Origin of the sequence: Allomuricauda sp. NFXS6 (genome assembly GCF_040148835.1) — a bacterium.
Taxonomy (GTDB): domain Bacteria; phylum Bacteroidota; class Bacteroidia; order Flavobacteriales; family Flavobacteriaceae; genus Flagellimonas.
On the sequence record NZ_JAGEMG010000013.1, the window covers coordinates 1 to 14,099 of the forward strand.

Below are 14,099 nucleotides of genomic sequence, written 5' to 3' on the forward strand. Positions count from 1 at the left end.
GATGCCACTGACGATTTCTCAGGCGATTTCGGAGACTTGGCCAACGTGCCTGCCAACCTTGATACGGACAGTACGGATGACTTTGACGGACAATGGAGCAGCCTTACCGGCGTTCCCGTTGACTTTGCCGATAATATCGATAACGACACACAGTTGACCGACGCACAAGTCGCCACGGCAGTGAACAACGAGTTCCCGAACCTCGACACAGATGCCACTGACGATTTCTCAGGCGATTTCGGAGACTTGGCCAACGTGCCTGCCAACCTTGATACGGACAGTACGGATGACTTTGACGGAAATTGGGGGAGTCTTGTCGGGGTTCCCGTTGACTTTGCCGATAATATCGATAACGACACACAGTTGACCGACGCACAAGTCGCCACGGCAGTGAACAACGAGTTCCCGAACCTCGACACAGATGCCACTGACGATTTCTCAGGCGATTTCGGAGACTTGGCCAACGTGCCTGCCAACCTTGATACGGACAGTACGGATGACTTTGACGGAAATTGGGGGAGTCTTGTCGGGGTTCCAGCCGATTTGCTTGATGGTGACGGCGACACGACCTATACTGCAGGCTTAGGAATAAACATCAGTGGGACCAATGAAATATCAACAACAGACCTAGCCGGCGATGTAACGGGACCAATCGATGCAACAGTAATTGCACCCGGAGCGGTTAATTCTTCTAAGATTGCCGATGGAACAATTGTAAATGCCGATATAGCGGCAGGAGCGGACATAGATGGTAGTAAAATAAATCCTGTTTTTACAAATGATGTATCCACAACTGGTGATTTTATTTCAAATGGAACCATATTAGATGTCCCTGACTTCGTATTCCAAAAATATTTCAACGGGTATTCTAGCTTAAACAATGAATACAGATTTATAAGGTTAGATGAAATAGAAGCATTCATCAGGCAGAATAACCATTTACCAGGCATAAAGTCAGCTAATGAAATTAAAGCTGCAGGTAAATATTATTTAACAGAATCCTCAATGGCTCAACTGGAAAAAATCGAAGAGTTATTCCTTCACACCATTGAACAGGAGAAAAAAATCGAGAAACTTCAATCTAACAACGAAAATTTAACCAAGGAGTTGGATTCATTGAAAGCTGAAATGAAGGAAGTCAAAGCATTGTTGCTGAAAAATCTCAAAACTAACAATTGAAACCCTTCCTCCACATAACGTTTCTCCTATCGGTCAGCTTTGCCGTGGCCCAGAGCGGGCTATACAATGCCGGTAATTTTCAGGTACATGGCAATTTAGGGCTGCACACCAATTTTATCAACGATGCCAATTTTGATCAGACCCAAGGGCTTGTTGGCTTTTATGGCAATAGTGTGATCAATGTATCAGGAAGCATCCCTCCCACTTTGTGGGATACGGAGATTATGGTTACCAGCGATATGTTTTTGCAGAACACCGTAAATGTGAGGAACAATGTCAACTTTGTGGACGGTAATTTTGCGACACCCACCAATACCCAAACGGTGTACCTCAACTTTATGGAGCAAGGGTTTTACAACGATGCCTTTAACACCTCCAAAGTAACCGGCTTTGCCGCGGTGAACAACCGAACTGTGTTTTCGTTCCCTGTAGGCGACCAAGATCAGCTACGCCCTTTAACGTTAAATTCGGAAAGCACCACCCCATTGGCCATTTGCGCCTATTTTTTTGAAGACCCTTCCGAACCATCCTCCGTTTTGGATAGTTTTGACACCGAAGAAAAAGTTCAGGAGATCGGAAAAGTAAGCGACCGTGAGTTTTGGATCATCCAAAGCGATGTTCCGGCACAGGCTACCATTTCGTGGAACAGCCGAAGTGCCCTCGGCGCCATTCCCAATGCCACTTTGGAATCGATAATTGTGGTGGGATGGAGCAAATCCGCCAACGAATGGGTGATCATCGGCAACGCGGCCATCAGTGGCGACCTAACGCAAGGATTTATTACTTCCGAAAGCTTTGTGCCCAGCGATTATGCCGCCATTACCTTTGGTACCATTCCCCTGCCCACCGACACCTTTGCCGTAGAAAACCCCACTTTGGGCAATTACTTTTTGAGTCCCAACGGCGACGGCATCAACGATTTCTTGGTGATCGATGGTATGGAAGAGTCCCCGAACAACAGTTTGCGCATCTTTAACCGATTTGGACAAAAGGTGTTTGAACAAATCAACTACACCAACGAGTTCAGGGGAGTCGCGAACACGGGAACCTTAATTCCCAATCAAGCTGCAGGACTTCCCGAAGGTGTCTACTACTATCTGGTGACCTTGGACGATTTGGAACTGGAGTACACCGGCTTTCTGTTTTTGGACAATTAATTACTTGATTTTATTTTGATCCCTAAAACCAAAAAATCAATTGGATGCCCGTAATGTGTCATAATATCACTAACGTCACCCTGAATTTGATTCAGGGTCACATGAAGATGCTTATATTCAGCAGAATGAGATGTTGAAACAAGTTCAACATGCCGCCAAAACACCCATTATGACATTAAACGGACAATCAGAAAACTCAATTATTTGGATTCCCGTTTTCACGGGAATGACAGTTTTAACAGAAGAGGGTCTAAAAAGTCTTCATAACTTGATTTGTCAGGTTGAGCCTGTCGAAACCGATATTGATTATCAGTAGTTGAAAATATTTCGACAAGCTCAATATGACATCGCCATACTTTTTAGACACACTCACTCTTTTTCAATTAAAAATACTTCTTAACTTGGGGCAAAATCTGAAAAAGTGGTGCGACCAAGGGTTTCCATTCCGAGCTTGTCATTCTGAAGGTATCACAGAGAAATGAAGAATCTTTTTGATTGCCATGAAATTCCTCACTTTGATTTCGACTGCGCTCAATCTGACAGTTCGGAGTGACTGGTTTTCAAAATAATTGGAGCCTGGGTAGCATCAATAAAAATTACATCAATGAAAAGAAGGACTTTTATCAAAAATGCTTCCGCATCTAGCCTAGCCTGCGCCTTACCTCCCATTTTTCCCCATTTTTATGATCCCGATTACACTACGGCCGAGCTTATGGGCAAAGTGGAGATTGCGCTTTTTGGGGAGGGCATCAACCTGAGAAAAGAAGCATACGAATCCTTTTTGGAAATGAAGAAAGCCGCATATGCTGATGGTTTTGACATTAAAATAGTGTCCAGCTATCGCGATTTTTACCAGCAAGAGCGTATTTGGGAACGCAAATACATCAACTATACGGAAGAAGGAATGTCTCCCTTGGAGGCAATCGACAAAATTATAGAGTATTCCACCATACCCGGTACCAGCCGGCACCATTGGGGCACCGATATCGATATTATTGATGGCTATCCGGAAGCATCGGGCGATGTATTGCTGACCGAAAAATTTGAAGCGGGCGGGCCTTACGAGGGACTCAAACTTTGGTTGGACGAAAATTCCACAAAATATGGGTTCTATCTGGTCTATACCGACAACCCCAGAAGACGAGGATTTAAATACGAGCCCTGGCATTACAGCTACGCGCCCATATCCATACCCATGCTTACGGAATACCGAAAACTCAATGTTTTAAGGTTGATGCAAAAAGAAACTTTCTTGGGCAGCGAACACTTTACCACAGGGTTTATAAAGACCTATGTGCAGGACAGTATCCTCGATATAAACCCTGTACTGCTATAACGGTTTTTTTGTATCTTCAACTAACAAGAACACTAACCCATGAGAATCGGAAGAGGAAGTTGGAGGATACGCATCCTTGTTGGTTTGGCCATTGTGGCCTTTGCGTTTATTCGCAGGTGCAGCAACCAAGAGGAAAATCCGTATACCGGTAGGACCCAGAACATCGACATGACCACGGAACAGGAAATTGCCATTGGGCTGCAAAGTGCCCCGGAAATAGCACAACAGCACGGTGGTCTATACCCGGACGAACGCTTGCAAACTTTGGTGGACAATGTGGGCAACAAACTCGTGCAAAACAGCGTTGCCCAGGAAACCCCGTACCGATATGAGTTTCACTTGCTGGCCGACGACCAAACCATAAATGCTTTCGCCTTGCCGGGCGGACAAATTTTTATTACCTACGCCTTGTTCTCCCAACTTAACGAAGCACAATTAGCAGGGGTATTGGGCCACGAGATAGGCCATGTGATCGGAAGACATTCGGCAGAACGAATTGCAGAGAGCAGTTTTTGGCAGACCTTGGCCACCGGTGCGTCCGTTGGTGGCGATATGGGCAGTGTAGTGGCGGGCATTGGCCAGAACACCTTGCTTAAAAATGGACGGGGCGACGAATTGGAGAGCGACGAACTGGGAGTCCTATTTATGATCGAGTCCGGATACGACCCCAATGAAATGATCGAAGTAATGAAGGTGTTGAAAGCGGCCGCAGGTCCCAACCGGGTTCCAGAGTTCCAAAGCACCCATCCCGACCCCGAGAATCGCATAGCGAAAATACAGGAAGCCATTGAAAAATATTCAGGTCGATAGAATTGGCGGTTTATCGATAAAAAAGGTGTTCTGACTTAATTTCTGTATCTTTGAATAACCCCGAATCCTACCTACGTTCTCTTGACCTCACTATGGTGTAAAAAAAGAGAACATATGGGAACACTATTACACTTTAAAAATCTCTATTTAGAGGCATTTGACGATTGCAAACCTAGCTTTGTCGTGTACTTTTTAAAAGGGTACTCGATATTTTGCGCGGTCATGTTCTTCATGGCACTTTACGCATTTTTGTACAGAGCTTTCACCGGTTTTGAATTCTAAGCCGCGAGACACACTCTTTTGCAAGAACACTAAATATGTAAAATGAGCAAAGGCCCTATCCAATTGGATGGGGCCTTTTCGTTCTTGGACGAATAAACTCCTTTTCTATTTTTTCATAGCAGTTTCCAACACGGCCTGTGCATCGGTAGCATTGGATAGTTTGGCATATTTCATGGCGGTCATACCCCCATCGCACCGTTTTTTAAGGTCGGCGCCATTATCAATGAGTACTTGCAGTACCTCCGCCTTGTTATAACGGGCCGCATAATGTATAGGTGCCATTCCCAAAGATTTTTGGTTGACATCCTCTCCAAGCTCGATAAACTTTTTCACGGTATCCACATCACCTTGCATTACCGCTTTGCAGAAAGCGCTAAGGTTATCCGGAGAAACCATTTCGATTGTTGTTGCTGTTTCGATGGCTTTCAGCTCATTGGCAGAAATACCGCTTAGGGCCAACATACATACTGCGGCCACTGTGAAGATTGTTTTTTTCATGATGAATTGATTTTGATTAATGAATTTGTTTGTTATAAAAATAGACTTATCAAAACAGAAGATGTTACACGATTAACAGTTAAATAACTAAATTTTAACAATCTTTCAATTTTAACGTAAAATAATTAACAGGTTCATAATTAGAATTTTAACAAAAAACTAGGGCATCCAGCAAGATCATTCTATTTTTGTGGTACAATTTTACATTATGAACAAAAAGGTTATTCTTATGATTTTGGATGGCTGGGGAAAATCGCCAGATCCAAAAGTTTCGGCAATTGAAAAAGCCAATACTCCATTTATCGATTCACTTTACACCAAATACCCCGATGCAGATTTGCTTACCGACGGAATGAACGTTGGTCTGCCCGAAGGACAGATGGGAAACAGTGAGGTGGGACACATGAACCTTGGTGCCGGAAGAATTGTTTACCAAGATTTGGCGAAAATCAACAAGGCCGTAAAAGAAGACACCTTGAAAAACGAAAAAGTACTCCAAGATGCTTTTGAATACGCCAAGGCCAACAACAAACCTGTTCACTTTTTAGGCCTGGTCAGCGATGGTGGAGTGCACAGTCACATCGATCATCTTAAAGCACTGATCAAATCCGCGGATGAAAGCGGAGTGCAAGATTCTTTTGTACACGCCTTTACCGATGGTCGCGATGTAGACCCTAAAAGCGGGAAAGGATTCTTGGTGGATTTAAATAACTATTGCTCGGACAAAAAGACCAAATTGGCCACGGTTATTGGAAGATATTACGCCATGGACCGTGACAAACGATGGGAACGCGTAAAAATGGCCTACGATGTTCTTGTGAATGCCAAAGGGGAAAAAACACAGGATATCGGTAAAGCCATGCAAAAAAGTTATGACGATGGCGTTACAGACGAATTTATCAAACCTTTGGTTTTAACGGGTACTGATAATGAGCCAGTCGCCAAAATCAAAGATGGCGATGTTATCGTTTTCTTCAACTTTAGGACAGACCGTGGTAGAGAACTGACCCAAGCGTTGAGCCAACAGGATTTCCACGAGCAGAATATGCACAAACTGGACCTATATTATGTCACCATGACGAATTATGATGATTCTTTTAAGGGAACCAAAATCATATTCAACAAAGAAAACATCAAGGACACCTTGGGCGAGACCCTTGCCAAGCACGGTAAAAAACAAATCCGAATTGCCGAAACCGAAAAGTATCCTCACGTAACCTTTTTCTTCAACGGAGGCCGTGAAGAGCCTTTTGATGGCGAAGAACGTATTCTTTGTCCTTCCCCAAAAGTGGCCACCTACGACCTTCAGCCCGAAATGAGCGCATACGATATTCGCGATGCCATCATTCCAGAATTAAAAAAGGGCGAAGCCGACTTTGTGTGCCTCAACTTTGCCAATCCGGATATGGTTGGCCACACCGGTGTCATGGAAGCCGCCATTAAAGCTTGTGAAACAGTGGACCAATGTGCCAAGGATGTAATTACTGCTGGACTGGAAAATGGCTATTCAACCATCGTAATCGCGGACCATGGAAACTGCGACACCATGATCAACCCAGATGGCAGCCCCAACACGGCACACACCACGAATCCGGTTCCACTTATTTTGGTGGACAACGATGTGAAAGCGATAAAAAGTGGCGTTTTGGGCGATATAGCCCCTACAATTCTTAAATTACTGGGCGTTCCGCAACCCGAATTAATGACCCAAAAACCATTGGTCTAGACAAAGATTCTTTAAAATCCATAGAATCAAATTATCTTTGCGGCTATGATTCAAGTAAAAACAGATGAAGAAATTGAGTTGATGCGTGAGAGCGCTTTGGTAGTATCCAAAACTTTGGGCATGTTGGCCAAGGAAATAAAGCCCGGGGCCAATCCACTAAAATTGGATAAAATGGCGGAGGAATTTATTCGGGAACAGGGAGCCGAACCTGGGTTTTTGGGTATGTATGACTTTCCGAACACCTTAAATTGGAGTCCAAACGCCCAAGTAGTGCATGGAATACCCGGTAAGGAGCCACTAAAGGATGGAGATATTATTTCTGTGGATTGTGGAGCCGTCAAAAATGGCTTTTATGGCGACCACGCCTACACCTTTGAGGTTGGCGAAGTAGCCGAAGAAACCAAAAAACTGCTCAAGGTCACCAAAGAATCGCTTTACTTAGGAATCCGAGAGTTTAAACTGGGCAATCGTGTTGGCGATGTGGCTTACGCCATTCAAAAATACACGGAAGACCACGGCTACGGAGTAGTTCGCGAACTTGTAGGCCATGGTTTGGGAAGAGAACTGCACGAAGATCCCCAAATGCCAAACTATGGAAAAAGAGGGCGAGGTAAAAAGTTTGTGAATGGCATGGTGGTAGCCATTGAACCCATGATCAACATGGGAACCAAAAGAATAAAACAACTTAAGGATGGTTGGACAATACTCACCGCTGATGGTAAGCCAAGCGCACATTTTGAACACGATGTTGCCCTGATTGATGGAAAACCAGAATTGCTATCCACCTTCCAATACATTTACGATGCTTTGGGAATCACCAGTGATGAAGAGGATGAGTTCCGTAGCGAAAAGTTGGTGCTTTAAGTGAGTTTCTGATGAAAATTTGTCAATTCGAGTGATTTTTTGGAGTGAAACGGAGAAAGATTGTATCGAGAATTGGAGTGGGAACATTAAATCCCTTGTTCTCGATACTTTTTCCCAAGGGAAAAAACTCGAACTGACATTTCTTTTGCTACTATCATTCAAAATTCACAACCGGTGATAATTTAGTATAAATTCGTGTCAAAAATATTTAAATACTTTCTCAACCTAATTCCAAGGCCTTTACTTATCCGATTGAGCTATTGGGTCCGTCCGTTGGTGGCCTTTTTCCTAAAGGGAAACAGGTTCACCGACCCCATTGATGGAAAAAGTTTCAGGAGTTTTTTACCATACGGTTATGAAAATCCCAGAGAGAATGTACTCTCTCCCTCCACCCTATCCTTGGAAAGACACCGTTTACTTTGGCTCTACTTAAAAAACGAAACAGATTTCTTCAGCAAATCGCTAAAGTTGCTTCATTTTGCCCCAGAACAAGCATTTTACAATCGCTTTAAAAAACTGGACCATTTGGAATATACGACCACCGACCTGAATTCTCCCTTGGCGGATGTAAAAGCAGATATCTGCAATCTACCTTTTCAGGATAATTCCTTTGATGTGATTTTATGCAATCATGTTTTGGAACATATTCCCAACGACACCAAAGCCATGCAAGAACTCTACCGTGTTATGAAACCGGGTGGATGGGGCATCTTTCAGATTCCACAAGATTTGAAGCGGGAAAAAACATTTGAAGACGACACTATTACGGATAAAAAAGAGCGAGCTCGTATTTTTGGTCAGTACGATCATGTTCGCATTTACGGAAGAGATTATTTTGATAAACTTCGCGGCATAGGCTTTACAGTAGAAGAAGTGGATTATACCTACACACTTCCAAAGGAAGAAGTCGAAAAATATCGCTTGGCAAAAGGGGAGATTATTCCTTTTGTTTCCAAATAAATAGCATCATCCCCTATCCATGTGGTGACTCAAAATGTAAGTTCGAGTTTTTTTCGAATTATTTTTAGAGAAAAAAAGTATCGAGAACCTTTTTATGCAAAAACCTCATTCTCGATACAATTCAGTCAAGGCTGAATTACTCGAATTGACGGCTTTTGCCCAATCAACTGCTACTACTGGCTTATCAAAGCTTCAAAACCAGAAGTAAAAAACTCTTGAGTCTCCCCCTTTTCATCCAAATAAATGATATAGGCTTCCAACTCATCGTGATTTTCAAGTACTTGCTTGGAATCATTTAAATCCATCGCCATAAAAGATGTGGCATAAGCATCGGCAACCGCGCAGGTTTTTGCCACTACACTTGTGGCCAGCACATTGGAATTTTTGGTGTAGCCTGTTTTTGGGTCGATGGTGTGCACATACTTCTCCCCTGTTTCCGGATCCACCCGAAATTTTCGATAATTGCCCGATGAGGCCATTGCGACATCCTCCAAAGAAACAATCTGTTTTAATTGACGGCCAGTTTCCACTTGAGGGTCATCTATTCCCACTGTCCATTGTTTTCCGGAGTCCAGGTTTTTGCCTTTGGCCAAAACTTCGCCACCAACTTCCACCAAATAATTTTTGATGCCTTTTTCATCCAACATCGCCCCCAATCGATCTATAGCATAGCCTTTGGCCACAGCATTAAAGTCAAATCGAATGGACGGATGGGTCTTTGTGATGGTATTATCGGGGTTCAATTGCACCTTTTCCCATCCCACATAACGCAATAAGCTATCCACACGAAGGCTGTCAAGCTCTAGTTGCTCCCCTGGGCCAAATCCCCATGCATTGGCTAAAACGCCGATGGTAGGGTCAAAATAGCCATTAGAGGCCTTGTGCACCTCACTGGAAACATCGAAAACTTCTCGGAACATATCATCAACAACAATAGTGGAATCCCCATCGTTTATTTTTGATATATCGGAAGTAGGGATATAGGTGGACATGGATTGATTGAGCACCTGAAAAACAGAGTCGATTTCCTGCTGATAGTCCAGTGATTCATCAGAAATATAAATAATAGAGTAAGTTGTACCCAAGGCATTGCCCCAAGTTTGATTCTTGACGTTCTCCTTGGGTGTACAGCTCAAAAACAACGCGACCAATCCCAAAAACAATACTTTATAATTCGTTGTGTATTTTGATGAAAAATTCGTCATTTCGAGTGGTTTTTTGAACCGAAGGGCAAAAAATTGTATCGAGAAAAGAATTTTCTTAAACACAACCCTTGTTCTCCATACTTTTTCCTTCAGAAAAAACTCGAACTTACGGCTTTTAGCCATAATGGTATCTAAATGCCTTACGGGTATTTTACGCTTCATTTATATTTCGATTAAACCTTGATAATCCACGATATACTCCTCATCCAAATACAGAGGCTCCGTTCTATCCGCTGCATTGGAAAGCCCCACTCCGGCAAAATAGGTTCTTGCCTCGAACTTTTCTGCATGGTTCTTGACAGTCTGCATCAAACCCTCATCATATTCCCTAGGGTTAAGCGGAAACTCGATATTCCGAACCACGATAAAATGCAGGATTTTTTCCTTGAGACATACATACTGTGGATTCTTTTTAAGCTTACTGTTTATGGCCATAAACTCAAAACCATCAGCTTCCAGTTCGCGCCCCACAATGTTCATCGCCAAGTTATGCAGTTCCTGTGCTGTTAATTCTCTTCTCATAATCAAAAAAAAACCGATGCCAAAGGAGCATCGGTTGGTTTTATTCATATCTCTCGGCAATGCTCGAGGTGATGATCAAATCTTGGCTCTATCCTCCAAAGTCATCGAACCTGATATTCTCATCCGGAATACCAAAATCCTCTCCCATTTTCTGAACAGCTTTGTTCATCAGTGGTGGACCACAGAAATAGAGTTCTATATCTTCAGGAGTTTCGTGATGATTCAGATAGTTGTCGATAACGCAGTTATGAATAAAGCCGACAAAACCATCTCCTTCATCATCAATACTTTCCTTCACCTTCCAATTGTCTTCCTCCAATGGCTCCGAAAGGGCCATATAGAACTTAAAGTTAGGAAATTCCTTTTCCAATTGTTTAAAATGGTCAATGTAGAACAACTCCCTTTTGGAACGTCCACCGTACCAGTAGGTCACCTTTCTATCGGTCTTCAAAGTTCTGAACAAGTGATAGAGGTGCGAACGCATTGGAGCCATTCCTGCACCACCGCCCACATATAGCATTTCTGCCTCGGATTCGTTGATGAAGAATTCTCCAAATGGACCTGAAATGGTTACAGGGTCACCTTCCTTCAAACTAAAAATATAAGATGAGGCGATACCTGGGTTCACGTCCATCCATCCGTTTTTGCTACGATCCCATGGTGGGGTCGCAATACGAACGTTCAACATAATCTCTCTCCCCTCTGCTGGATAAGAGGCCATGGAATAGGCTCTTTCCACTGTTTCTGGATTCTTCATGACCAGTGGCCACAAGTTGAACTTATCCCACTCCGCTTGGAATTTGTCGGGAGTATCATGTTCTTCAGGGTGGGCAGTAATGTCAATATCCTCGTACTTTATCTCACAGGGTGGAATCTCGATTTGGATATACCCTCCTGCCTTATAGTTCATATCTTCTGGAATCTCCACCACAAATTCCTTGATAAAGGAAGCAACATTGTAGTTACGCACAACTTTGGCATCCCACTTTTTAATACCGAACACCTCTTCGGGAATGGTAATGTCCATATCCTGTTTTACTTTGACCTGACAGGCCAAACGCGCACCTTCGCTCAATTCTTTTTTGGAAAAGTGAGGCGTTTCCGTAGGCAAAGCTTCACCACCACCAGAAAGTACGTGACATTCACATTGTATACAGGTTCCTCCTCCACCGCATGCCGATGGCAAAAATATTTTTTGATTACCCAAGGTTGATAGTAAAGACCCCCCAGAGCTAACTTCTAGCTCTTTTTCACCATTTATAGTGATGGTCACTGGACCTGATGGGGACAATTTTTCTTTAGTGAACAACAAAAGTGCCACCAACACTAATAACAAAACAAGAAATGCTACTACGGTAATTATAATGGTACCTCCGGTACTTGCGGCTAATATCATTTTTATTTGTTTAAGGCTTCGTTATAAGAGACTGCTGCTTCTTCCTTGTCCTCAACAATCTCCTTTTTAATTTCTTTTTCCTCCTTTTTGGTTTCAACGGTAGTAGTTTGAGCGTCCTCTGGTGGCTCGTTGTCTCCTGTGAGCATACCTCCAAAACTTTGGAACCCTATTCCCATTAAACCTGTTATTATAAACGTGATCCCTAAACCTCGTAATGGTGCGGGCACGTTGGAATATCTAATTTTTTCACGAATGGCGGCTATGGCCAAAATAGCAAGAAACCATCCTATACCTGAACTTATCCCGTAGTTCAATGCCAATCCAATGTTTGCAATTTCCCTAGTCTGCATAAACAATGAACCACCCAAGATGGCACAGTTTACGGCGATCAAGGGCAAGAAAATACCCAGTGAGTTGTACAAGGATGGAGAAAACTTCTCAACCACAATCTCTACCAATTGTACCATTGTTGCAATCGTCGCAATAAATAGAATGAAGGATAAGAAGCTAAGGTCGTACTCTGCATACTCCGGACCCAACCACGCCAAGGCGCCATCTTGCAATAAATATTGATCCAACAACCAGTTCAAGGGCACGGTAACGCCCAAAACGAATATTACGGCTGCTCCCAAACCTACGGCAGTGGTTACTTTTTTGGATACGGCCAAATAGGAACACATTCCCAAAAAGACCGCAAACACCATATTGTCTACGAAGATTGATCTAAAAAATAGTTCTAAATGCTCTAACATGCTTCCTCAGTTTATGCTTCTTCAATTAATGCCCTGTTCTTAGAGCGTTGTACCCAGATAATGATTCCCACAACGATCAATGCTGCCGGGGGAATGATCATAAATCCGTTATTTTCATAGCCGATGGAATACAATCCGGTTTTGGCAATAGGATCTCCCAATACTTTTATACCGAATAGGGTTCCCGAACCCAAGAGTTCGCGAAAGAAACCAACGATTACGAGGATTACCCCATATCCCAGGGCGTTTCCTATTCCATCCAAAAATGCTCTTCGCGGACCATTTCCTAAAGCGAATGCCTCAAAACGTCCCATAATGATACAGTTGGTAATAATAAGGCCAATGAACACCGATAAGGTTTTACTAAGATCATAGGCAAAAGCCTTTAAAACTTGGTCTACAATGATCACCAATGCGGCAACCACGACCAATTGAACAATAATTCTAATTTTGGATGGAATTATATTCCGTATCAGCGAAATGACCACGTTACCGACCCCCATTACAAACAATACGGATATTGCCATTACCACCGAAGCTTTGAGCTCTGCGGTAATTGCCAAGGCGGAACATATCCCCAATACCTGAATGGTAATTGGGTTATTGTCAGCCAACGGGTCCTTAATCAGATTTGCATCTTTTTTTGATAGTAGCGCCATATTAATTGGTTCTAATAGTTTGTAAATAAGGTTTGTAAAGCTTAAGGCTTTCTTTGATCATAGCGCTTACCCCGTTTCCGGTAATGGTAGCGCCGGCCAAAGCATCCACAGCGTTATCATCTTTATCGTTGTTCAAAGGATCATTGTTCCCTTTTGCCACTTCAACACCTTTATAAGTATCGTCATCCATTATGGATTCGCCTTTAAAGTCGTCCATAAAAAAGCGTTGGTTGATATTGGAACCCAATCCAGGCGTTTCTCCCTTATGATCAAAAAAGACGCCTTTGACTTCCATATTCCTATCCAAAGAAATATATCCCCAAATGGCATCCCAAAGACCTTTACCGTACATAGGGATGATATAATATTCTTCACCGTCCTTTTCGCCGATCAACAAAGGAAGTTCTGCTTTTTCACCACTCTTGGCTTTGGCCAAAGCTTTCTCCACGTTGATCAAATAAGCATTCTCCTTCTCTACTGCTGTTGTACCTTCCAATACCAATTGCTTGGTGATATATTTGGAAAAAGCATCCTCGACTTCCGTGGTGGGAACAAAGGCAACGTCACCATCTCCCTCATTTTGATTGACTCCCATCGCGTAAAGGATGTTCTGTTGCTTTTCAAAGCGTTCGTTCTCATCGATCATGGGCTTGAGGCCCGATGCAAGGAATGCCAGTAGAGATCCTACAACAATAACCATTAAGACTGCAAAGAGTACAGTGTAGCTATTTTTTTCTGTATTGACTGCCATAT

At 43.1% G+C, this 14,099-nt stretch carries 15 protein-coding genes; 8 read left to right on the forward strand and 7 right to left on the reverse strand.

All coding sequences use genetic code 11. From position 1 onward, the window contains the following. The 5 genes from J4E06_RS16125 to J4E06_RS16145 all read left to right on the forward strand — a co-directional run. The coding region (locus J4E06_RS16125; RefSeq protein ID WP_349525026.1) for a prefoldin domain-containing protein at positions 1–1,179 on the forward strand (1,179 nt) is incomplete at its 5' end. After that, positions 1,176–2,336: a T9SS type B sorting domain-containing protein gene (locus J4E06_RS16130; protein ID WP_349525027.1), complete on the forward strand. Its 1,161-nt coding sequence runs from the start codon at positions 1,176–1,178 to the stop codon at positions 2,334–2,336. The genes J4E06_RS16125 and J4E06_RS16130, both read left to right, overlap by 4 nt. A gap of 604 nt (positions 2,337–2,940) precedes the next feature. Continuing rightward, on the forward strand, positions 2,941–3,672 hold the full coding sequence (locus tag J4E06_RS16135) for a M15 family metallopeptidase (RefSeq protein ID WP_349525028.1): 732 nt from the start codon (positions 2,941–2,943) through the stop codon (positions 3,670–3,672). A 39-nt stretch (positions 3,673–3,711) separates the two neighbouring features. After that, positions 3,712–4,482: a M48 family metalloprotease gene (locus tag J4E06_RS16140; protein ID WP_349525029.1), complete on the forward strand. Its 771-nt coding sequence runs from the start codon at positions 3,712–3,714 to the stop codon at positions 4,480–4,482. A gap of 114 nt (positions 4,483–4,596) precedes the next feature. After that, positions 4,597–4,764: a DUF6747 family protein gene (locus J4E06_RS16145; RefSeq protein ID WP_349525030.1), complete on the forward strand. Its 168-nt coding sequence runs from the start codon at positions 4,597–4,599 to the stop codon at positions 4,762–4,764. Between the two features lie 105 nt (positions 4,765–4,869). Here the strand turns inward: J4E06_RS16145 and J4E06_RS16150 are convergent, their stop codons facing one another. After that, the gene (locus J4E06_RS16150; RefSeq protein WP_349525031.1) at positions 4,870–5,262 is read right to left on the reverse strand and encodes an ankyrin repeat domain-containing protein; all 393 of its coding nucleotides are present in this window, start codon (positions 5,260–5,262) and stop codon (positions 4,870–4,872) included. Positions 5,263–5,470: 208 nt separating this feature from the next. On the opposite strand from J4E06_RS16150, the gene gpmI reads away from it, so the two are divergent. The 3 genes from gpmI (at position 5,471) to J4E06_RS16165 (ending at position 8,812) form a co-directional block, all read left to right on the forward strand. Continuing rightward, positions 5,471–6,988, forward strand: coding sequence for a 2,3-bisphosphoglycerate-independent phosphoglycerate mutase (gene gpmI / locus J4E06_RS16155; RefSeq protein WP_349525032.1), 1,518 nt, complete (start codon positions 5,471–5,473; stop codon positions 6,986–6,988). A gap of 45 nt (positions 6,989–7,033) precedes the next feature. Continuing rightward, complete coding sequence (gene map / locus J4E06_RS16160) at positions 7,034–7,852, forward strand: type I methionyl aminopeptidase (protein ID WP_349525033.1); 819 nt, start codon at positions 7,034–7,036, stop codon at positions 7,850–7,852. A 195-nt stretch (positions 7,853–8,047) separates the two neighbouring features. Further along, positions 8,048–8,812 carry a class I SAM-dependent methyltransferase gene (locus J4E06_RS16165; protein WP_349525034.1) on the forward strand — a complete coding sequence of 255 codons (765 nt, stop codon included), beginning with the start codon at positions 8,048–8,050 and terminating at the stop codon, positions 8,810–8,812. A 173-nt stretch (positions 8,813–8,985) separates the two neighbouring features. Here J4E06_RS16165 and J4E06_RS16170 read toward each other — a convergent pair whose 3' ends face one another. From J4E06_RS16170 to J4E06_RS16195, 6 genes are all read right to left on the reverse strand, one after another. After that, positions 8,986–10,179, reverse strand: coding sequence for an FAD:protein FMN transferase (locus tag J4E06_RS16170; protein ID WP_349525035.1), 1,194 nt, complete (start codon positions 10,177–10,179; stop codon positions 8,986–8,988). Beyond that, positions 10,180–10,539, reverse strand: coding sequence for a DUF8840 domain-containing protein (locus J4E06_RS16175; protein WP_349525036.1), 360 nt, complete (start codon positions 10,537–10,539; stop codon positions 10,180–10,182). Positions 10,540–10,627: 88 nt separating this feature from the next. Beyond that, a complete protein-coding gene (gene nqrF / locus J4E06_RS16180) occupies positions 10,628–11,935 on the reverse strand; it encodes an NADH:ubiquinone reductase (Na(+)-transporting) subunit F (protein WP_349525037.1) in 1,308 nt (435 codons plus the stop codon). Between the two features lie 2 nt (positions 11,936–11,937). Continuing rightward, entirely contained in the window at positions 11,938–12,687 is a 750-nt protein-coding gene (nqrE, locus tag J4E06_RS16185) for an NADH:ubiquinone reductase (Na(+)-transporting) subunit E (protein WP_349525038.1), read from the reverse strand. An 11-nt stretch (positions 12,688–12,698) separates the two neighbouring features. Next, positions 12,699–13,346, reverse strand: a complete 648-nt coding sequence (locus tag J4E06_RS16190; RefSeq protein ID WP_349525039.1) for an NADH:ubiquinone reductase (Na(+)-transporting) subunit D — start codon at positions 13,344–13,346, stop codon at positions 12,699–12,701. A gap of 1 nt (position 13,347) precedes the next feature. Then, positions 13,348–14,097, reverse strand: a complete 750-nt coding sequence (locus J4E06_RS16195; protein WP_349525040.1) for a Na(+)-translocating NADH-quinone reductase subunit C — start codon at positions 14,095–14,097, stop codon at positions 13,348–13,350. Between the last annotated feature and the right edge of the window lie 2 nt (positions 14,098–14,099).